At 56.1% G+C, this 19548-nt stretch carries 17 protein-coding genes, 1 pseudogene and 1 riboswitch; of the genes and pseudogenes, 10 read left to right on the top strand and 8 right to left on the bottom strand.

Annotated elements, in window-relative coordinates; genetic code table 11:
* Positions 1–295 precede the first annotated feature (295 nt).
* Complete coding sequence (gene ppa, locus ACVBEJ_RS10785) at positions 296–832, bottom strand: inorganic diphosphatase (RefSeq protein WP_447129637.1); 537 nt, start codon at positions 830–832, stop codon at positions 296–298.
* Between the two features lie 197 nt (positions 833–1029).
* Between ppa and hemN the strand changes: the two genes are divergently transcribed.
* From hemN to ACVBEJ_RS10735, 10 genes are all read left to right on the top strand, one after another.
* Positions 1030–2451, top strand: a complete 1422-nt coding sequence (gene hemN, locus ACVBEJ_RS10780) for an oxygen-independent coproporphyrinogen III oxidase (RefSeq protein ID WP_447129636.1) — start codon at positions 1030–1032, stop codon at positions 2449–2451.
* Positions 2452–2759: 308 nt separating this feature from the next.
* A riboswitch (TPP riboswitch) is annotated at positions 2760–2867 on the top strand.
* A gap of 63 nt (positions 2868–2930) precedes the next feature.
* Positions 2931–4874, top strand: coding sequence for a phosphomethylpyrimidine synthase ThiC (gene thiC / locus ACVBEJ_RS10775; RefSeq protein ID WP_447129635.1), 1944 nt, complete (start codon positions 2931–2933; stop codon positions 4872–4874).
* Positions 4875–4973: 99 nt separating this feature from the next.
* Positions 4974–6140, top strand: coding sequence for a glycine oxidase ThiO (thiO, locus tag ACVBEJ_RS10770; protein WP_447129634.1), 1167 nt, complete (start codon positions 4974–4976; stop codon positions 6138–6140).
* Between the two features lie 5 nt (positions 6141–6145).
* Complete coding sequence (locus ACVBEJ_RS10765) at positions 6146–6925, top strand: thiazole synthase (RefSeq protein WP_447129633.1); 780 nt, start codon at positions 6146–6148, stop codon at positions 6923–6925.
* A gap of 43 nt (positions 6926–6968) precedes the next feature.
* Positions 6969–7166: a sulfur carrier protein ThiS gene (gene thiS / locus ACVBEJ_RS10760; RefSeq protein ID WP_447129632.1), complete on the top strand. Its 198-nt coding sequence runs from the start codon at positions 6969–6971 to the stop codon at positions 7164–7166.
* A 4-nt stretch (positions 7167–7170) separates the two neighbouring features.
* Positions 7171–8697 (top strand): thiamine phosphate synthase, encoded by a 1527-nt coding sequence (gene thiE, locus ACVBEJ_RS10755; RefSeq protein ID WP_447129631.1) that lies wholly within the window; start codon positions 7171–7173, stop codon positions 8695–8697.
* A gap of 137 nt (positions 8698–8834) precedes the next feature.
* The gene (gene pepQ / locus ACVBEJ_RS10750) at positions 8835–10151 is read left to right on the top strand and encodes a Xaa-Pro dipeptidase (protein ID WP_447129630.1); all 1317 of its coding nucleotides are present in this window, start codon (positions 8835–8837) and stop codon (positions 10149–10151) included.
* A 76-nt stretch (positions 10152–10227) separates the two neighbouring features.
* The gene (gene can, locus ACVBEJ_RS10745; protein WP_447129629.1) at positions 10228–10857 is read left to right on the top strand and encodes a carbonate dehydratase; all 630 of its coding nucleotides are present in this window, start codon (positions 10228–10230) and stop codon (positions 10855–10857) included.
* Positions 10858–10892: 35 nt separating this feature from the next.
* Positions 10893–11390: a hypothetical protein gene (locus ACVBEJ_RS10740; RefSeq protein WP_447129628.1), complete on the top strand. Its 498-nt coding sequence runs from the start codon at positions 10893–10895 to the stop codon at positions 11388–11390.
* A gap of 210 nt (positions 11391–11600) precedes the next feature.
* On the top strand, positions 11601–11912 hold the full coding sequence (locus ACVBEJ_RS10735; protein ID WP_447129627.1) for a hypothetical protein: 312 nt from the start codon (positions 11601–11603) through the stop codon (positions 11910–11912).
* 19 nt (positions 11913–11931) lie between these two features.
* Here the strand turns inward: ACVBEJ_RS10735 and panB are convergent, their stop codons facing one another.
* From panB to ACVBEJ_RS10700, 7 genes and pseudogenes are all read right to left on the bottom strand, one after another.
* The gene (gene panB / locus ACVBEJ_RS10730) at positions 11932–12720 is read right to left on the bottom strand and encodes a 3-methyl-2-oxobutanoate hydroxymethyltransferase (RefSeq protein ID WP_447129626.1); all 789 of its coding nucleotides are present in this window, start codon (positions 12718–12720) and stop codon (positions 11932–11934) included.
* Positions 12717–13430: a deoxynucleoside kinase gene (locus ACVBEJ_RS10725; protein ID WP_447129625.1), complete on the bottom strand. Its 714-nt coding sequence runs from the start codon at positions 13428–13430 to the stop codon at positions 12717–12719. The genes panB and ACVBEJ_RS10725 overlap by 4 nt, the downstream gene beginning before the upstream one ends.
* Positions 13427–13903 (bottom strand): 2-amino-4-hydroxy-6-hydroxymethyldihydropteridine diphosphokinase, encoded by a 477-nt coding sequence (gene folK, locus ACVBEJ_RS10720; protein ID WP_447129624.1) that lies wholly within the window; start codon positions 13901–13903, stop codon positions 13427–13429. Before folK ends, ACVBEJ_RS10725 begins: the two co-directional genes overlap by 4 nt.
* Complete coding sequence (pcnB, locus tag ACVBEJ_RS10715) at positions 13900–15237, bottom strand: polynucleotide adenylyltransferase PcnB (RefSeq protein WP_447129623.1); 1338 nt, start codon at positions 15235–15237, stop codon at positions 13900–13902. Before pcnB ends, folK begins: the two co-directional genes overlap by 4 nt.
* Positions 15238–15919: 682 nt before the next feature.
* Positions 15920–16282 (bottom strand): annotated as a pseudogene (locus ACVBEJ_RS10710) (response regulator); the annotation flags it as partial.
* 72 nt (positions 16283–16354) lie between these two features.
* A complete protein-coding gene (locus ACVBEJ_RS10705) occupies positions 16355–19264 on the bottom strand; it encodes an ATP-binding protein (RefSeq protein ID WP_447129622.1) in 2910 nt (969 codons plus the stop codon).
* Between the two features lie 55 nt (positions 19265–19319).
* On the bottom strand, positions 19320–19499 hold the full coding sequence (locus ACVBEJ_RS10700; RefSeq protein WP_447129621.1) for a hypothetical protein: 180 nt from the start codon (positions 19497–19499) through the stop codon (positions 19320–19322).
* Positions 19500–19548 lie beyond the last annotated feature (49 nt).

Below are 19548 nucleotides of genomic sequence, written 5' to 3'. Positions count from 1 at the left end.
GCCTCCTGCCTTTTTGTCCCCATGTGATGCACTTCGTAGGGAGAATGAAAAAGGAATCCAAAAAAACTGTCATTGCGAGGAGCGGAGCGACGCGGCAATCTCGATCAGAGTGGCAGAGGCCTGCCTCGCCCCCCCCCGTAGGGCGGATTAGCGCAGCGTAATCCGCCGTGTTGGAAGCTCATGTGGCTGTGGCGGATTACGCTGCGCTAATCCGCCCTACAGGGAGTCCGTTTGAAAGTAATAAAAAAGCCCGGCACTGTGGCCGGGCTTTCTGCTAAAACCGCTTCAGTCCTTATTATTTTTCCAAATCCAGATGACGCTGTCTGGATTCCATAATTTCGGTACGGGCTTCATCGGCGGAGCCCCAGCCGTCTACCCGCACCCATTTGTCTTCTTCCAGGTCCTTGTAGTTTTCGAAGTAGTGTTCGGTCTGTTTGAGCAGCAGATCCGGCAGGTCGTGAATATCTTGTACGTGGTCGTACATGGGAGTCAGTTTGCTGTGGGGCACGGCGATGAGTTTGGCGTCGGGGCCGGATTCGTCGGTCATTTTTAGCACACCCACTGGTCGGCTGCGAATGACAGAGCCGGGCATTACCGGGTGAGGGGATACGACCAAGACGTCCAAGGGGTCACCGTCTTCCGACAGCGTATCGGGGATGTAGCCGTAGTTGGCCGGGTAGAACATGGGTGTGGCTACAAAGCGATCCACAAACAGGGCATCGCTTTCTTTTTCGATCTCGTATTTGATGGGATCGTGATTGGCCGGAATTTCAATAACCACATTGATGTCGTTGGGCAGGTCATTGCCGGCGGGGATTCGGTTGTAGCTCATTACAGGGAACTCTTAATGGATTTGGCGTGTGTTTGAGGCGCGCAATTATAGCCACCGACCCCGGTGAATACCAGACGACTTTGGTCGGGATTTGAAATCACGGCACGTCCCCAGTTTGTATCCCGCTTGATCACCGTCAAAGAAGTAAGCAACAGGGTTGGCTAGAATCATCCTCCGTTTTATCTTGGAATAGTCAAATGTCGGACTTGTCAGGACGCCCCTTTACCGTAGTCGCTAACAATGGCTTTGTCTGGGATCGCCAGTTGATTGAGCGCTATGATCTCAGCGGCCCGCGTTATACCTCATACCCTACGGCGCCCCAGTTCCACCGGGAATTTGGTGCCGATGAGCTGCGTAGTGCCTTCGCCGACAGCAACCGTTCCTGCACGCCTCTGTCCCTGTATTTTCATATCCCGTTTTGCAGCCGGGTCTGCTATTTCTGTGCCTGCAACAAAATTGTTACCGCCAACCGCAAGCGCTCCGGCCCTTACCTTGAACGCCTGTTTAAAGAAGTGGAGATGAAGTCGGCGCTACTGGATAACTTTCGCCCGGTCAGGCAGCTGCACTGGGGGGGCGGCACGCCTACTTTTCTCAGCGACGACGAGATGCGCGAGCTGATGACGCAGACACGCAAGCATTTTCATTTGCTGGACGACGACCAGGGCGAGTATTCCATTGAACTGCACCCCGGCGATATGAATGTCGCCACCATCCACTGCCTGCGAGAAATCGGATTTAATCGCCTCAGCATGGGTGTGCAGGACTTTGACCCCCGGGTGCAGCAGGCGGTCAACCGCTTTAACTCACCGCAGCAAGTGACCGAGCTGGTAAATGCTGCCCGCGATCAGGGTTTTGCATCCATCAGTATGGATTTGATTTACGGTCTGCCCCACCAGAACTGGGAGACGTTTAGCGAAACCCTTGATCGTATTATTGAACTGTCTCCGGATCGGTTGTCGGTGTTCAATTACGCCCACCTGCCCCACCTGTTCAAAGTGCAAAAGCAAATCGACGAATCCGCACTGCCGAGCCCGGATGAAAAGCTGCGCATGATGGAAAAGTCTGCGCAAAAGCTGCTGGCGGCAGGTTATCGTTATATCGGCATGGATCACTTCGCCAAGCCCGGCGACGAACTGGCTGTGGCGCAGCAGAAAGGGGAATTACAGCGCAATTTTCAGGGCTACGCCACTCACGGCGGCTGCGATATGTTGGCGTTTGGCGTGTCGGCAATCAGTGATATTGGCGGTACCCTGAGCCAGAATCACAAGAGCATTGACGATTACTTTGGCGCCATTGATAACGACCTGTTGCCCCTCTCTCAGGGAATTGCCCTGCAGCCGGACGACCATATTCGCAGCCAGGTAATCAGCCAGTTGATCTGCCAGTTCGAGCTGGATTTTGACAGTATCGAACAACAGTTTGCCATCGACTTTCGCCAGTATTTTACCGATGAACTGATGGAGCTGTACGGTATGCAGAAAGACGGCCTGCTGACCATCAGCTCCGGCGGCATTCGCATTCATCCGGCCGGTCGGCTGCTAATTCGCCGCATCTGTATGGTGTTTGACGCTTACATTCAGGCGCAACAAAACCAGATACGGTATTCCAGGATTATCTAAAAAAGTTATCTAAAAAAAGCTGACGATTTCTTGAGGTGGCGATCAGTGGCAGGCAATGGCTTACTGGACACGCTGTATTGCCGGGTTAATAATCTAAGAAGTGCCTTAAGGGCGCTTCTAAAAATGCACTATTTCCCCGATAGCGGCGTTGGCGTCGTACTCGAGTCCTCATGTATGTCTTATACACTGCGGGTCTCCGTGCGCCGCCGCCTTGCTATCACGAAAATATCACTATTTTTAGAAGTGCCCTTAAGTTGTTTGTCATTTCACACTTGAACTGCCTATCCCCAGCCAATAGACTGTTGTCCCTGTACTTGTCGGAGCGCTTTAACAAACGTTAAAGCTGAGATCGCCCAGCGAAATCCGTCGAACCTGATCAGGCCAGCACCTGCGTAGGGAACAAGTGATGCAAACCGCAGTATTGCCACTCTCTCCTTCGATCGCTGCCCTGTCTCCATAACCTTACTTGGGAGACCCACATGGCGACCAAATCTGCCCGTTCTGAAGCGCAAGCCAAAGCCCGTGAATTTCTGGAAAACCTGAAAACCCAGCCACTGCCCAACTCCCGCAAAGTGTACGTGACCGGAAGCCGCGACGACATTCGCGTACCCATGCGAGCTATCAGTCAGGCAGATAGCTTGATTGGCGGCAGCGAAGAACAACCGGTGTACGAACCCAACCCGGATATTTATGTGTACGACACATCCGGCCCTTACACCGACCCGGATACCAGTATCGATGTACACGAAGGTCTGCCAAAACTACGCCAGCAGTGGATTGATGAACGCGGAGATACCGAACAGCTGGCAGAGGCGTCTTCCGAGTTCACCCAACAGCGTATGGCAGACCGTGGCCTTGATCACCTGCGTTTTGAACACCTGCCCAAAGCCCGCAAAGCAGTGAAGGGTAAGCGGGTAACGCAATTGCACTACGCGCGTCAGGGCATTGTGACCCCGGAGATGGAATACATCGCCATTCGCGAAAACCTCAAGCTGGCAGAGCAGGTGGGCAATGCAGAGCGTATGGACCTGGGTTTTCAACACCCAGGCAATAACTTTGGCGCCAAAACCCCGCAAGTGATTACCCCGGAATTTGTGCGTCAGGAAGTGGCTGAAGGGCGCGCCATTATCCCCGCCAATATCAACCACCCGGAATCCGAGCCGATGATTATTGGCCGCAACTTCCTGGTGAAAATCAACGCCAATATTGGCAACTCCGCCGTGACCTCCTCCATCGAAGAAGAAGTGGAAAAGCTGGTGTGGTCCGCTCGCTGGGGTGGCGATACGGTGATGGACTTGTCCACCGGCGACAATATTCACGAAACCCGCGAGTGGATTGTGCGCAACTCGCCGGTGCCCATTGGCACTGTGCCCATCTATCAGGCGCTGGAAAAGGTCAATGGCATCGCCGAAGATCTGACCTGGGAAATGTTTCGTGACACCTTGATTGAGCAGTGCGAACAGGGGGTGGACTACTTTACCATTCACGCCGGCGTGCTGCTGCGCTACGTGCCACTGACCGCCAAGCGGGTGACCGGTATCGTCTCCCGCGGTGGTTCCATTATGGCCAAGTGGTGTCTGGCCCATCACAAAGAGAGTTTTTTGTACGAGCACTTCCGCGACATTTGCGAAATCTGCGCGGCCTATGATGTGTCTCTGTCGCTGGGCGATGGCTTGCGCCCCGGCGCGGTAGCCGATGCCAATGACGAGGCCCAGTTTGGCGAGTTGGAAACCCTGGGGGAACTTACCAAAATCGCCTGGGAATACGATGTACAGGTAATGATCGAAGGCCCCGGCCACGTGCCCATGCAGCTGATCAAAGAGAACATGGACAAGCAGCTGAAGGAGTGCCACGAAGCGCCGTTTTACACTTTGGGGCCTTTGACAACCGATATTGCGCCGGGCTACGACCACATTACCTCCGGCATTGGCGCTGCCATGATTGGCTGGTACGGCTGCGCCATGCTGTGCTACGTAACGCCCAAGGAGCACCTGGGCCTGCCCAATAAGGAAGACGTAAAAGAAGGTCTGATTACCTACAAAATTGCCGCTCACGCTGCTGACCTGGCCAAAGGCCACCCCGGTGCGCAGATTCGCGACAATGCCCTGTCCAAAGCGCGTTTTGAATTCCGTTGGCACGACCAGTTCAACCTGGGCCTGGACCCTCATCGCGCCCGTGAATACCACGACGAAACCCTGCCCAAAGAAAGCGGCAAAGTGGCCCACTTCTGCTCCATGTGCGGGCCGAAATTCTGTTCCATGAAAATCACCCAGGAAGTACGCGACTACGCGGCAAAGAACGGCACTGCCATTGCCGAAGGCGAACAGGTGGTGCGCATGCTGGATGACCCGCTTGAGGGCATGAAGCAGAAAGCGGCGGAGTTCCGGGCGACGGGTTCAGAGCTTTATCATAAAGTAGATTAGTACTCCGTCATTGCGAGGCCGCAGGCCGTGGCAATCCAGCGACTTTGAAGACACTGGATCGCCACGCTGCGCTCGCGATGACGCTTGCGAGACATTGATATGAATATCGGCATCGCTGGCGCGGGTATTATCGGCCGCTTGCTGGCCTGGCAATTACTGGAACAGGGGCACAAAGTGACCCTGTTCGACCGCCTGCCCATCGACTCCACCGATAACTGCAGCCACACCGCAGCGGGCATGCTCACCCCGTACAGTGAGGGTGAAACTGCGGAGCCGTTGATTGTGGAGTTGGGGCGCGCCTCGCTGCAACGCTGGCCCCGGTTGGTTGAGCAACTGGGCGCTGATGTGCACTTTAACAAGCGCGGCACACTGGTGGTGGCACACCCGCAGGATCGCGGTGACTACCAGCGTTTTAACAACGCCGTCAATGACCGTATGGATATGGGAGGCGACCAGTACCAACAGCTCAACCAAACTCAGCTGGCGGAGCTGGAACCAGAGCTGGCTACTCGCTTTGGTCACGCCGCCTACCTGCCCGATGAATGCTGGCTGTGCAGCCACTGTGTGATGAAAACACTGGCGGACAAACTGCAACAGCTGGGAGTTGGCTGGTATGCCAGCACGGAAGTGGCAGCGGTTAGTAGTGGCGAAATTGCTGTGCAGGGTCGCAGTGGACGGCGCATTTGCAGGTTTGATCTTGTTATCGACAGTCGGGGTTTGGGCGCCAAAGATGTTCTATCGGTGCGGGGCGTGCGCGGCGAATTGCTGTGGGTTGATGCACCGGAAGTGAATATCACCCGCCTGGTGCGCCTGATGCACCCGCGCTATCGCATCTACATCGTGCCCCGCAAAGGCAGCCTGTACCTGATTGGTGCCACCCAGATTGAAAGCGAAGATCACAGCGAAATCTCGGTGCGCTCCACACTGGAATTGCTGTCTGCCGCCTACAGCGTACATCCCGGCTTTGCCGAAGGCCGGGTCATCAAAGGCGATGTACACTGCCGCCCGGCGCTGCCGGACAATCAGCCGCGCATTGAGGTTAGTGATGGCCTGATTCGGGTCAACGGCCTGTTTCGCCACGGCTATTTAATGAGTCCGGCAATTGCGGATGAAGTGCTGGCAATTGTGTCTGATCATCAACATGACTCGGTTTTTGAAGGCTTGGTGCACAGACAGTTCGACGTTCGACGTTCGACGTTGGACGAAAAGACCAGCCCGGCTCGAACTGCCTCGTCGAACGTCCAACATCAAACGTCCAACGGATAAATACCATGTGGAAATTGGGCAATACAGAATTAACCAGTCGCCTGCTCATTGGCAGCGCCCTGTACCCGTCGCCGGCGATTATGTGCGATTCAATTCGGCAATCCGGCAGTGAAGTGGTGACCGTATCCCTGCGCCGCCAGAACCCCAACGACAAAGGCGGAGCGGCGTTTTGGGAGCAGATTCAGTCCCTCAACCTGAATATTTTGCCCAACACTGCTGGCTGCCACAGCGTTAAAGAAGCCGTTACCACCGCTATGATGGCGCGAGAACTGTTCGATACTCACTGGATCAAGCTGGAAGTGATCGGCGACGACTACAACCTGCAGCCAGACCCGTTCGGTTTGCTGGAAGCCACCAAAGAATTGATTGACCAGGGCTTTGAAGTCTTCCCTTACTGCACTGACGATCTGGTGTTGTGCCAGAAACTGGTGGCGCTGGGCTGCAATATCCTGATGCCCTGGGGTGCACCTATCGGCACCGGCCAGGGGTTGCTGAATCCCTTTGCGTTAAAAACCCTGCGCGAGCGCCTGCCGGATACCACGTTGATCGTGGACGCGGGAATCGGCCTGCCATCTCATGCCGCGTGCGCCATGGAGTTGGGGTTTGATGGCGTATTACTCAACAGCGCCGTGGCGCTGGCACAAGACCCGGTGGCCATGGCCGGCGCTTTTGGCCAGGCAGTAGCGGCGGGCCGCAGTGCCTATACAGCGGGAGCCATGCCCGCCCGGGATATTGCCGCTCCCAGTTCGCCGGTGGTGGGGCAACCGTTCTGGCATCAGAATTGATTAACACCTCGCAATGACGGGGGAAATGAATGACGAGACAACCATGAATATTTCCATAAACGGCGAAACGCACAACGTTGCCGAAAATACCTCGCTGCCGCAACTGCTGGCTCAATACGGCGCCCGCGAACCTTACGTAGTGGCGGTGAACAGCGAATTTGTCCCCCGTCCTGACTACGTTCAAATGACCCTGAAAGCCGGGGACTTGATCGATATTGTGCAGCCGTTGCAGGGTGGATAAGAGGATGAGCAAGCCCGTTGTCTGGACCATAGCCGGTTCTGATTCTGGCGGTGGTGCCGGTATCCAGGCAGACCTGCACAGTTTTGAATCGCTGGGTGTGTTCGGGTGCAGTGTTATTACCGCCGTGACTGCGCAAAATTCCCGGCAGGTTAGCGCCGTCGAGCCGGTATCCACTCACTTGCTGGACGCCCAGTTGCAAGCCCTGGCAGACGATCTGCCCCCGGCAGCGGTCAAAATTGGCCTGTTGTGCAATGCTGAGCAGGTCGCTTTGGTGGCAAAGCGTGTACAGCACTTGCGCCAGCAGATACCTGCCCTGAAGGTAATCTACGACCCGGTGGCCAGCGCCAGCAGTGGTGCCCGCATGACCACAGAGCCCATCGCCGATGCAGTAAAAACCCAACTGTTCCCCCTGGTGGATGTGGTGACTCCCAATGCCCTGGAAGCGCAGCAGCTCACTGGCACCGATATTGTCGATTACGCCAGTTTACAAGCCGCTGCAGAATCCCTGCGTGAATTGGGTGTGGGCTCAGTAGTTATCAAAGGTGGCCACAGCAAATTGGCGCAAGGCTACTGCGTGGATTACCTGCGCAGCGATTTGTTTGAAAACGGCGTTGGCGACATGTTGCTGGCGCAGCCACAGTTGCCCAGTGTTCACAGCCACGGTAGCGGATGCAGTTTTGCCAGTGCCTGCGCTGCAGTGTGGGCGCAGGGATATTCTCTGGAAGATGCGATAGTGCTGGCCAATGCCTATGTGCACCGGGGCATTGCTTGTGGCGCGGTGCAGGGCGGTGGTGCCGGCCCGGTCAGTCACGGCCCCTGGCCTGAAGAGGCAAGGTATTTCCCGCAAGTGGTTTTGCCCGGCAGTGAGCTGGCGGAGCAGTTGGGGTGGCCATCAGAGGTTGCCTGCCTCAGGCCATTCCCGTCTTGTGGCACCACCAGGCTGGGCCTTTACCCGGTAGTGGACAGTGTTGAATGGTTGCAAAAGTTGTTGCGCGTGGGGGTGCAAACCCTGCAGCTGAGAATCAAGTCGTTGCCGCAAGCGCAACTTCGCCAACAGGTCCGTCAGGCGATTGAATTGGGCAGGCAATACAATGCCCGGTTGTTTATTAATGATCACTGGCAGTTGGCTATTGAACTGGGTGCTTACGGAGTGCACTTGGGGCAGGAAGATATGGTTACCGCCGACCTCGGGGCAATCAGTAACGCGGGTTTGCGGTTGGGATTAAGCACCCACGGTTACTTTGAATTGCTGCGGGCACTGGCGGTAAAACCCAGCTATGTGGCCTGTGGTGCCATCTACGCTACCACCACCAAAACCATGCCGTCCCGCCCCCAGGGGCTGGTCAAGCTGCAGCGTTATTTGAAACTGACCGGCGATACGCCGGTGGTGGCCATTGGCGGCATAAACCTGGAACGTGCCCCGCAGGTGGCGGCGACCGGTGTGGGCAGTATTGCTGTGGTTACTGCGATTACTGAGGCAGAGAGTTACTCGCAGGCGGTGGCGGAGTTGAATCGGACGTTGGGTGACTGACTGCTTTAAATGGTCTGGGGGGTGAATCAGTGTTGCCCAGCTCCGCTCTTTCAGGCAGCTGAAAAGGAATTTTATTTCAGCCATGCGTGGCATAATCTCCCCCTTCTTGACCCGGCTTGCTCTCTGGAAATCGAATTATGCAAAAAGACCTGTATCTGCAACACGTTGCTGCCAAGCTCAATACTTTCCGTACCTTTATGGCTGAACTGGACTGTGAGCAGTTACTGATCAGCTCTGGCCAGGTAAAAATTCAATACCAGGACGATATGTCTTATCCGTTCAAGGCCAATGTTTACTTCAAGGAATGGTTGCCCCTGAATAAGCGTCAGGACTGTTTTTTGCTGATTTCTGGCGAGCAGCGCCCGGTACTGTTTCTCAATAACGCCGAAGATATCTGGCACACTGCGCCGCAATCCCTGCCACAGGGCTGGGAGGCGCCCTTTGATGTTCAGTATTTTGAAAGCCACGAACAATTGGTGGACAAAATATCTTTGCACAACGACAAGTTGCTGTACCTGGGTGAAGACAACGAATTCAACCTGCCCGCCGAGCGAGTAAACCCGCAAGCCCTGCACCACCATGTGGACTACCAGCGCCGTTTTAAAACCCCTTACGAGCACGCCTGCATGCGCGAGGCCAATCGCCTGGCGGTATCGGCCCACGAAGCGGCACGCAAAGCGTTTATGGCCGGCGGTTCGGAACTGGATATTCTTTCCGCTTACCTGGCAGACTGTAACTGTTCGGAAAACGAAATGCCCTACCCGGTGATTGCCGGCCTCAACGAACACGCCGCAGTGCTGCACCACTTTATGCTGGATAAAAGTGCCCCCTCTGAACACCGCAGCTTTTTGATCGACGCCGGTGTGGATGTGAACGGCTACGCTTCGGACATCACCCGCACCTACGCCTTTGATGCCAACAGCGACTTTGCCGCCATGGTGAACGCAATGGATCAAAAGCAACAGGAGCTGGTGGCTGCCGGCGGTTTGGGTGCCAGTGGAGTCGAACTGCACAAATTGTCGCATCAAAAAGTGGCGGAGGTGCTGGAACAGTTTGGTGTCATCACCATTGCTGCTGCCGAGGCGGTGAAAAACGGCCTGACCACTACGTTTTACCCGCATGGTATTGGCCACTGTATTGGCGTTAATGTGCACGAAAAAGGCGGTAACCTGAAAGACCCCAGCGGTGCCCGGGTACCTGCGCCGGAGGAATACCCAAGGCTGCGCAACACCACCGATTATGTCGCTACCCAGGTGCACACCGTAGAGCCCGGTCTATACTTTATTCCAGCGCTGCTGGAAAAACTCAAAGGCACCGACCAGGAAGCCAACGTAAACTGGGCGCGGGTGGAGGAGTTTACTCCCTACGGCGGCATTCGCATCGAAGACAACATCATTATTCATGCCGATGGCACTTTGGAGAATATGACTCGGGATGCGCAGGCGGCGTTATAACAAAACCTCCGCCATTGCGTGCCACAGGGCCCTAAAGAATACCCGTAACCCGTCGATACACTGTAGGAGTTTTTGCATGCCAACACTGCACGACCTGCTAAATAATAATCGCAACTGGGCGAAATCTTTTGTTGATAAAGACGCGGATTACTTCACCCGTCTCAGCAAAGGGCAGTCACCGGAGTACCTGTGGTTGGGCTGTGCCGACAGCCGTGTGCCCGCCAATGACGTTGTTGGCATGCAGCCGGGAGAACTGTTTGTACATCGCAACGTGGCCAACCTGGTATACGGCAATGACCCTAATGCCCTGTCGGTCATTCAGTACGCGGTACAGGTGCTCAAGGTGAAGCACATTATCGTCTGTGGCCACTATGGTTGTGGTGGTGTCAAAGCCTCCACGGAAGGCAAGCAGCTGGGAGTGATTGATACCTGGTTGACGGGCATCAAACAAGTGTACCAACAGCACGCTGACGAGCTGGATCAATTGCAGGGCGAAGCGCGTATTGACCGCCTGTGTGAACTCAACGTTTGCCAGCAGGTAAAAAATGTCGGCCAACTGCCAGTGGTGCAACGGGCCTGGAAAGATGGTCAGGAACTCAGCGTTCACGGCTGGATTTATGGACTGTCTGACGGCCTGCTGAGTGACCTCGGCGTTAGTATCAGTAATGCAGACCAGGTGGGGCCGGTTTACCGCCTGGTCGATTGAAGGGAAATAATAACTTTTGACCAGGAAGCAATACCATGAAAAAACTTGGCTTAGTTTGTGTTTGTCTGATGTTCCTGGCGGGCTGTGAGGAGCCGCCACCCAAGCGCAGCGAATTGCCATCGGTATTTCGTGCTGAATACCTGGACAACAGCTGTGGTCCCGCTGGCGCTCATATCAAACTGATAGAGAGAACCCTGCCGGCAGCCACCGGCGAAGAGCTGCAATACGGTTTTCATTTCTACACGCCAGACGGGGTACGCACCCCCGACGACCCGGAATGGCCCCATGCGGTGGCCGGTAATGTTTATGAACTGGAAGCCTACTACTACTACCATATCGAATACGGCCGCCGCATTCTGGAGCCGCGCCTCGACCTGATTGGCTGGCGCCTGATTGCCCCTTACAAAATGGCCGATGGCAGCAGTCAGCAGGAGGGTGACAATTTTGACCAATACTGGGACTTGCCCAAACAGGAAAATATGGTCTTCCAGCTGGCCCGCCCCTACAACACCGATTGCCCGGAAGCAAAATAAGCAGCCACTGTCCGGAAGCAAAATAAGCAGCCACTGTCCGGAAGCAAAATAAGCAGCCACGTCATCCTGAGCGTAGCGAAGGATCTCGCCATTCGACGTGGCATAGAGATTCTTCGCTACGCTCAGAATGACGAGAAGAAAGCGCTCAGAATGACGAGAATAAAGTGCTCATGATGACAGTTGCCGATTGAGACAAAACAGGTATTTTTTATGAGCCTCACAGGAAAGTTACTGGGCGACTGCGCCCCTTATATTTTCAATCTGGTGTACGACATCGATGTGCGCCTGCTGTTTATTGAGTGCATCGACGACCCGGATTGCGGTGAGCCCGACTTGCGCCTGGTGTTCCCGGAGGTGCTCAGTTATCGGGAGCAAAACCTGCAAGCCAAACCCGACGATGAAACCATGGACGATGTGGTCAGCATTGAGCAGCCGCAGAAAGACACCATCGTCATCACCACCTACAAAAAAGCAATTACCCTGCAAGTGGCGGGCGAGCCGTTTGTGGAGGAAATTGAGTGACGGGGTATTGGTTCGGCCTTTAAAAACAGTGCCCTTCAGCGGGAAAGCTGCCACTGGTTACCGCCGCTTTGTAGGCGACAATAGCCGCTTCAATAGAGCCCGTATCCGCCAGAAAGTTATGGGAAAACTTGGGCAGGCGGGGCGATATGCCCAGCATGTCGTGCAGCACCAACACTTGCGCATCGGTATCCGGCCCGGCGCCGATGCCGATTACCGGGATTTGCAGGGATTCCGACAGCTGCTTGCCCAAATCACTGGGTATGCATTCCACCACCAGTAAATCTGCGCCGGCTTCTTGCAGTATATGGGCGTCCGCCAGCATTTGTGTGGCGCCGTCCCGGTCGCGGCCCTGCACTTTGTAGCCACTGAGCTTGTTGACCGATTGTGGGGTTAAGCCCAGGTGTGCGCACACGGGAATGCCCCGTTCGCTGAGCATCAGTACGGTTTCTTCCAGCCAGGCGCCGCCTTCCAGTTTCACCATATGGGCCCCCGCCTGCATCAGTTCGGCGGCGTTTTGCAGGGCTTGTTCCTCGGTGGCGTAGCTCATAAAGGGCATATCGGCCATCAGCAGCGCTTTGCTGTTGCCCCGGGCGACGGCAGCGGTGTGGTAGGCCATTTCGTCTACGGTCACCGGTACTGTACTGCCCTGGCCCTGAATCACATTGCCCAGGGAATCGCCCACCAGCAGCACATCGATCTCCGCTGTTTCCATCAGCTTGGCAAAGGTGGCGTCGTAGCAGGTGAGCACCGGGAATTTTGCGCCGTTGGCTTTGTGCTGTTGCAGGGTTTGGATGGTGACTTTTTTCATAAGCTGGCTTGTGGGTTGAAGTAGTGACGCCCGGATTTGATGCGGCTGAGATGGCTCACCAAATTATCGAAATCGTCTTGATTGTCGATGGGGTTGATGTCGGCAGCGTTGACAATCAACAGCGGTGATTGGTCGTAGTAGTAAAAAAACCGGGTGTAGGCATCGTTGAGTCGGGCCAGGTATTCCGGGTCGATGTGTTGTTCCGATTCGGTGCCCCGCTGTTCAATGCGGTCCAGCAATACTTCTGTCGGAGCTTGCAGGTAGACCACCAGGTCAGGTTTGGGGGCGTCGATGGTCAGTTGCTGGTACACCTGTTGGTAGATGCGCAGCTCGTCGTCGTCCAGAGTCACCTGGGCGAACAGCGGGTCTTTTTCAATCACAAAATCCGCCACCCACATGTGTTGAAACATATCCCCCTGGCGCAATTCTTCCAGCTGTTTGGCGCGCTGAAACAAAAAATGCAGCTGGGTGGGCAGGGCGGCACCGCGAGGGTCTTGATAAAAGCGTTCCAGAAACGGGTTGAGCTCCGGCTGCTCCAGCAGGGTGTCGTAGTCAAATTGTCCCGCCAGGCGTTTCGCCAGCGAGGTTTTGCCAACCCCGATGGGGCCCTCCACTGCGATGTAGGAGGGCAGGGTAACCGGGGCTTCGCTGGGGTCGTTTGCCGCCAGTTCCGCAAAACGGTCTGTTGCCAGGGTCTGCTGATGATTCATAGCCGCACAATACCTTCGTGTGAACTGTTTGCCAACAGTTGCGCCAGGGGTTGATCATCCGGCATAACCAGATCGGCAGCAATGTCTGCAAGGGGCAGCAGCACAAAGTTGCGTTCGGCCATTCGGGGGTGGGGCAGTTGCAGTTCCGGGGTATTCAGGCTGAGGTCGCCGTAAAGCAAAATATCCAAATCCAGGGTGCGCGGCCCCCAGCGCTCAGTGCGTACCCGGCCCTGGCGATTTTCGATGGTTTGCAGCTGGTGCAGTAGTGGCAGTGGTTCCAGTGTGGTATCGATGGCACATACGCCGTTGATGTAGTCCGGCTGCCCACTGGGGCCCAGTGGGGCGCTGCGATACCAGGGGGAACGTTTCAGCAGTTGGCACTGGCGCAGTTCGGCAATAGCGTCGAGCCCTTGGGTGACTTGCTGCACCGGGTCTGACAGGTTGCTGCCCAGGGCAATGTAGGCGAGGGTCATTGTTGCGGTTTGCGCTTTGGTCTGCGTTTGCGGCGCTGTTGGCCACCGGGTCGCTTGCCGCTGTGGAGTTTGGCGCACATGTCCTGGCGTTTTTTGTCGTCCGCTTCCTGATACAGTGTCCACCACTGGCCAAGGCCTTGCAGGTCTTCTCCGGCCTGTTCCCGCAGCAGTACAAAGTCGTAACCGGCGCGAAAACGCGGGTGCTCTACCAGGCGCTCTGCCTGTTTGCCCGCGCGCCGTGGCAGCCGTTGCTGCAAGTTCCAGATTTCCCGCATGGGGGTGGTAAAACGGCGTGGAATGGCGATGCGGGGTATCTGTTGTTCAATGGCCAGGTTGCCACCATGCTGCCAGGCGTAGGTGGGGGATTCGCCGCTGGCGAGGAAGCGCTGGCTGTGCTTGACCACCACCGGCCACAGGATAGCGGCGTAAAGGAATGCCGGTGTTACCCGTTTGCCTCCGCGAATGCGTTGATCGGTGTTGGTCAGTGCTTGTTCGATAAATTCCAAAGTATTGCCGTCTTTCAGCAGTTCGTCAGTGGCGGGGAACAGTTCGGCAAACAGCTGTTGTTCACGCAGCAGTCGAAAGGTGGCCAGACCATTGCCAGACATCAACAGTTTGATGACTTCGTCGAACAGCCGGGCGGGGGCGATGTCGCGCAGCAGTTTTGCCAGTTTGCGAATTGGCTGAGCGGTTTTGGGTTCAATTTCAAAACCCAGTTTGGCGGCGAAACGGGCTGCGCGCAGCATGCGTACCGGGTCTTCCCGGTAGCGCTGTTCCGGGTCGCCGATCATTCGCAAAGTACGCTTTTGCAAATCCCTGAGGCCGTTGGCGTAGTCGTAGATGGTGTTGTTGCCCGGCTGGTAGTAGAAGGCGTTGACGGTAAAGTCGCGGCGGGCGGCGTCCTGGTCGATATCGCCGAATACGTTGTCGCGCAGCAGCATGCCCTGCTTCGACTGTTGCGCCTGCTTGCCGTTGCCTTGGTGGTGGGCGCGGAAGGTGGTGACTTCGATCACTTCGCGGCCAAAACGCACATGCACAATCTGGAAGCGGCGACCCACGATACGGGAGCGGCGGAACAGGTTTTTGACTTCTTCCGGGGTGGCGTCGGTGGCGACATCAAAGTCTTTCGGGTGAGTCTTCAGCAGCAGGTCGCGCACACAGCCGCCCACCAGGTAGGCCTGGTATCCGGCATCACTGAGGGTGTCCACCACGTCTCTGGCAGCTTTGCTGATATCCCGTGGGGAGATGGGGTGCTGTTTGGCGGTAAGTGTGTGGGGAGCGTTATCCCGGGCGCTGCCCGACTTTGGAAGTTTGTTTTTGAGCCAGTTGAGCATACCGGAGCTTTTTTGGGTGGGGTTGCGTAAAGCGAGGCACTTTAACACAAAACAAAGGGGACAGTGCGCAGGCTGTGCCTGCTTACAGGGTACAGGTGGTCTCCTGTAGGGCGCAGCCCGTACTGTAGTCTGTCACCTGTAACCTCGTTTTTAAGGCGTAAAAAAGGGAGTCCCTTTCGGAACTCCCCTCGACAAGCGTGTAACCGCTTCAGAGTAATTGGGGCCTACCCCACATAGTTAGCAATCCATCCAATGCCATTATTATTATGTTTATTGTTGTTATTATGTTGGTACTATCAGTTGCGCCAGATAAATAGCAGATTCTGTGCCAACTTTTTATGTTCTTTTAAATCAATAAGTTAGCTTTTTTGTCGTTTCCGCCACGTTGGAAATATGACGAAGTTGTTACCTTTGTGTCACAAATTGTTACCTGTTGGCGGCAAAAAAGCTGCTTTCTTTAGCGTTTTTAACCCCCTCTGGGAATGCCCAGCTTTTGCCGCCGTTGCCACAGACATTTGCGGCTGATTCCCAGTTTTTTCGCCAGCTCGGTTTCGCTCATGCTGTGCTGATGCTCCATCACGAAGCGGGTAAAGTAATCTTCCAGGGACAATTCGTCCTGTGGTGCTGCGGTCTTGCACTCCACAGCTGGTGAGTCGCTGTCATTGGCGGCGGGCTTGTCGCGTTTGTCGAGAATGCGTTTCACCGCAGTTATCATTTCGCTGTGGTCGTAGGGTTTGGCGATGTAGTCCACCGCCCCCATACGCATGGTATCCACCGCTGAGCGCAGGCTGGCGTAGCTGGTCATAATCAGCACCGGAACGTTTCCCGCCAGTTGAATCAACTCAGTGCCCTTGACACCGGGCAGGCGCAGGTCGCTGATGATCATGGAAAAGTCGTTGAGGCGGTATTGCTTCAAGGCGTCGTCCACATGACGGGCATCACTCACCGCATAGCCCTCGCGACTAAGCAGCTTGCACAGGGATGTGCGGATAATGTCTTCGTCTTCGACAACCAGTATGGATGACTTGGCAGGCATGGATGACATAGAGAGCCTTTGAAAAGTTGCGCTATTTTTAACCCGCTGCGGGAGTAATTGCAACTGACGCTTGTGACTGTATCAACGGTGGTTGTCAGTTTGTCTTGAGCTTTTGCTCAGCGGCAGCGTGACGGTAGCGCGGGTGCCACGGCCATTGGCCACCGGGCTGTGCAGGCTGAGTTCGCCGCCGTAGCTACGCAACATGCTGTACACCAGTGACAGCCCCAGGCCGGTGCCTTCGCCAACCGGTTTGGTGGTGAAAAATGGTTCCAGCACTTTGTCGATTTTGTCCTGCTCAATACCGCAGCCACTATCGGTGATGTCTACCTGGGCCCATTGGCGGTAGCGTTTTACGGTGACTGCTATGGCGGTGCTCGATGCTGTGCTGTCGGCGTTGGCGTCCCGGGCATTGGTGAGCAGATTGAGGAATATCTGCGTCAACTGATGGGGGTCACCCCTGACTTGCAGGGGTTCTTCAATACTCAATTCCACCGGAGCCAGAGAGTGCTCCTTGTTCAGTGCCAGCAGCTCAATGGCTTGCTGCAGTGGGTGCGCCAGCTCCACTTCGATCAATTCGATGTCGCTTTCGTGGCCAGAGCGGGAAAATTCCACCAGTGAGCGCACAATCTTCGAGATGCGCTCCACCTGTGTGAGTATGGTCTCCGCAGACTGGCGCTGGTCGTCGTGGTTGGCGTCGCTGATGATGTCTTGTGCAAGGCAGGCGATGCCGGTAACGGGGTTGCCGATTTCGTGAGCTACCCCGGCGGCCAGCCGACCCACGGATGCCAGGCGCTCGGTGTGGGCGATTTCCTGGGTGAGCTGGATCACATCGCTGATGTCTTCCAGCAATATCACCTGCTCGGCAAATTGGGTGTCGTGATTGTTTTGAAGGGGGTTGCTCAGCAGGGTTTTGTGCAGGTTAAAGCGCACTTTGCGGCTGCCATCCTCCACCTCAATGGCAAATTTGTGGGTGCTGTTGCTGCTGACGGCACGCTGTAATACCTCCTGCCAGGGTTGCGGCAGGGCGCTGAGGTGGCTGCCGGTAGCGGTTGCTGAGGGAATACCGGTGATTTTTTCCAGGGCTTTGTTCCACAGTACCACTTCGTTGTCCCGGTCCAGGGAACAGGCGCCCAGGGGCAGCTCGTGGAGCATGTTCTGGTGGTGAATGCGCAGCTTGTTCAGCTCCGCTGCCAGGCCGTAAAGCGGTTGTTGCCTTTCTGCCAGCAATGATTCCAGGGTGCGCAAATCACCCATATTGAAATCGTCATTGTCCACCAGTGGCAACACCTGGTTAATCATCTCGTCGCCCCGCATCACGCCGACCATGGGGTACAGGTTGGCGTTCAGTTCACTGCGCAGCTGACGCCACTCAAATGGCCGCAAAATGCTGTCGTCCTCGGCGAACTGTTTGTAAACCCCCAGGCGTTGCAGTTCTTGCAACGCGGCGGTGGAGCCCAATTGTTCACTGAGTCGCTGGCGCACGGTGTCCAGATGGCAGTGCTGCGGGGCGATGCGTTGTGGCGCCGATACTTTTTCGATCATACTGGCGCGGGCGTAAAAGGATTCGGCTGTATCCGGGCGGGTACGCCTTGTGACCAGCAGGCTGATGGTGAAGTTGGCCGCCAGGGAAATCAGTAGCCAGTTGCCCCAGCTGGCATAACCGAACTGCCAGCTGCCATTGCCCAGCGGCCATTGCCAGCTGCCGGTGAACAGTGGCAGCAGCAACCCCAGCATCCACAGGCTTATGCCCACTACCAGGCCGGCAATCACCCCCCGGCGATTGAGAATCGGCACATACAGTGCCGACAGTAATCCCGGTGCCAGTTGTGCTACGCCCACCAGGGAAATAATGGTAAGGGTACTGATGCTGTGCGTGTTGGCAAACTGACTGGTGATCAGGCCGAGGCCAATCCAGCAGGCGGCCAACAGGCGGCGCTTTCTAACCAGCTTTTGGTAGAGGTTGTCCTGGCTGCTGTCGATTCGGTCAGGAAATAAATAGCTGCTGGCCATGGCCCCCAGCGCTTTGGTGGTGACGACGGTTACCGTGCTGCAGGCGAACAGGCCGCCCACGGTTGCCAAAATCAGCAGGGGCATTGACTGGCTGCTCTGGGCCAGGGCCGGTAAAAACAGCTGCAGGGCAACCGGCACTTGTGCTGCCAGGCCGACCCACAGCAACGGTACCATGGTGAGCGTGGCGATCAGCAGCAACAGTGGGAACAGCCAGCCGGTGAGTTCCCGGCTTTTGCTGGAGGGCAGCCAGGATTGCTGATGATACAGGTGGGGCAGGGTCAAGCTGGCCAGCAAAAACAGGCTGATCAGCGAATAACTGTTACCAGAGCGGTGAATGCTGCGGCTCAGCCCCTGGGCGGCTGCCCACTGCTGCATGGCCTGCAGGCTGCCAAAGTGGTGCCAGCAGGCCCACAGGGTAACGGCAAGAGTCGCTGCCAGGGTGACCACCGAGCCCAGCGCCAGGGTGGTCATCAGGCGATCGCTGTGTACCCGGCGCTGGCCAAAGAAAAACAGCAGTAACAGCAGCAGCAGGGCAAAAAACAATTTGCCACTGGTGGCGCTCAGCCGATTGCTGGAAACCAACTCCAGTGCATCTCCCGCCAGCTGCAACTGCCCCGCCAGCAGTGGCAGGCAGCTTAATGTCAGGGCGATGGTGACCAGGGGCCCAATGTAGAGGCTGCGATAGCGATAGCTGAACAGGTCTGCCAGAGTGGGCAGTCGCCGGGTTTGTGCGGCCCAGTGCACCGGGCGCATCACCAGTGGGCCGAGTAGAAAAACCAGAGTGAATGCCATCAGCCCAAACAGGGCTTCCAGCCCGTAGCGGCCAGCCAGCTCGGGCAGGCCAAAATAACTCAGTGCTCCCAGGCTGCCCAGGGTGACCAGTGCCTGGGTGGTGCTGCCAAACTGACGGCGGCGGCCAACCATTGCAGCACCAAACAGCAGGGCGGCAAACAGTAACAGGCTGAGTGCGGCGGTTAGCATGAGTTATCCGCCATCAGCTATGCGCTCTCATATCTGGCCTCTCATACTTGAACCCTCATACCTGGCCCCTGCGACGGCGACGCCGGTACACCAGTGCAGAAGATACGATCAATAACAACCAAGCCAGGTAAGGGCGCAGCCAGCTGCCATCCGGGTGGGTGAACCACTGGAATGCCAGCGGTGAAATCACGCTGGTCAGAAGAATCAGCAGGGCGACAATGCGGTAGTTGAGCATATTCAGACGTCAAGGGACAGAAAACAGGGGACAGAATACAGAAGACAGA

This window comes from Porticoccus sp. GXU_MW_L64 (genome assembly GCF_052983295.1).
Note: the sequence above shows the minus strand (reverse complement) of the source record. Positions and strands in the feature narration are given on the sequence as shown.

Bases quoted from the DNA above. Each gene is read 5' to 3' on its own strand.
- ppa (WP_447129637.1), bottom strand. From the start codon at position 832: ATGAGCTACAACCGAATCCCCGCCGGCAATGACCTGCCCAACGACATC.
- hemN (WP_447129636.1), top strand. From the start codon at position 1,030: ATGTCGGACTTGTCAGGACGCCCCTTTACCGTAGTCGCTAACAATGGC.
- thiC (WP_447129635.1), top strand. From the start codon at position 2,931: ATGGCGACCAAATCTGCCCGTTCTGAAGCGCAAGCCAAAGCCCGTGAA.
- thiO (WP_447129634.1), top strand. From the start codon at position 4,974: ATGAATATCGGCATCGCTGGCGCGGGTATTATCGGCCGCTTGCTGGCC.
- ACVBEJ_RS10765 (WP_447129633.1), top strand. From the start codon at position 6,146: ATGTGGAAATTGGGCAATACAGAATTAACCAGTCGCCTGCTCATTGGC.
- thiS (WP_447129632.1), top strand. From the start codon at position 6,969: ATGAATATTTCCATAAACGGCGAAACGCACAACGTTGCCGAAAATACC.
- thiE (WP_447129631.1), top strand. From the start codon at position 7,171: ATGAGCAAGCCCGTTGTCTGGACCATAGCCGGTTCTGATTCTGGCGGT.
- pepQ (WP_447129630.1), top strand. From the start codon at position 8,835: ATGCAAAAAGACCTGTATCTGCAACACGTTGCTGCCAAGCTCAATACT.
- can (WP_447129629.1), top strand. From the start codon at position 10,228: ATGCCAACACTGCACGACCTGCTAAATAATAATCGCAACTGGGCGAAA.
- ACVBEJ_RS10740 (WP_447129628.1), top strand. From the start codon at position 10,893: ATGAAAAAACTTGGCTTAGTTTGTGTTTGTCTGATGTTCCTGGCGGGC.
- ACVBEJ_RS10735 (WP_447129627.1), top strand. From the start codon at position 11,601: ATGAGCCTCACAGGAAAGTTACTGGGCGACTGCGCCCCTTATATTTTC.
- panB (WP_447129626.1), bottom strand. From the start codon at position 12,720: ATGAAAAAAGTCACCATCCAAACCCTGCAACAGCACAAAGCCAACGGC.
- ACVBEJ_RS10725 (WP_447129625.1), bottom strand. From the start codon at position 13,430: ATGAATCATCAGCAGACCCTGGCAACAGACCGTTTTGCGGAACTGGCG.
- folK (WP_447129624.1), bottom strand. From the start codon at position 13,903: ATGACCCTCGCCTACATTGCCCTGGGCAGCAACCTGTCAGACCCGGTG.
- pcnB (WP_447129623.1), bottom strand. From the start codon at position 15,237: ATGCTCAACTGGCTCAAAAACAAACTTCCAAAGTCGGGCAGCGCCCGG.
- ACVBEJ_RS10705 (WP_447129622.1), bottom strand. From the start codon at position 19,264: ATGCTAACCGCCGCACTCAGCCTGTTACTGTTTGCCGCCCTGCTGTTT.
- ACVBEJ_RS10700 (WP_447129621.1), bottom strand. From the start codon at position 19,499: ATGCTCAACTACCGCATTGTCGCCCTGCTGATTCTTCTGACCAGCGTG.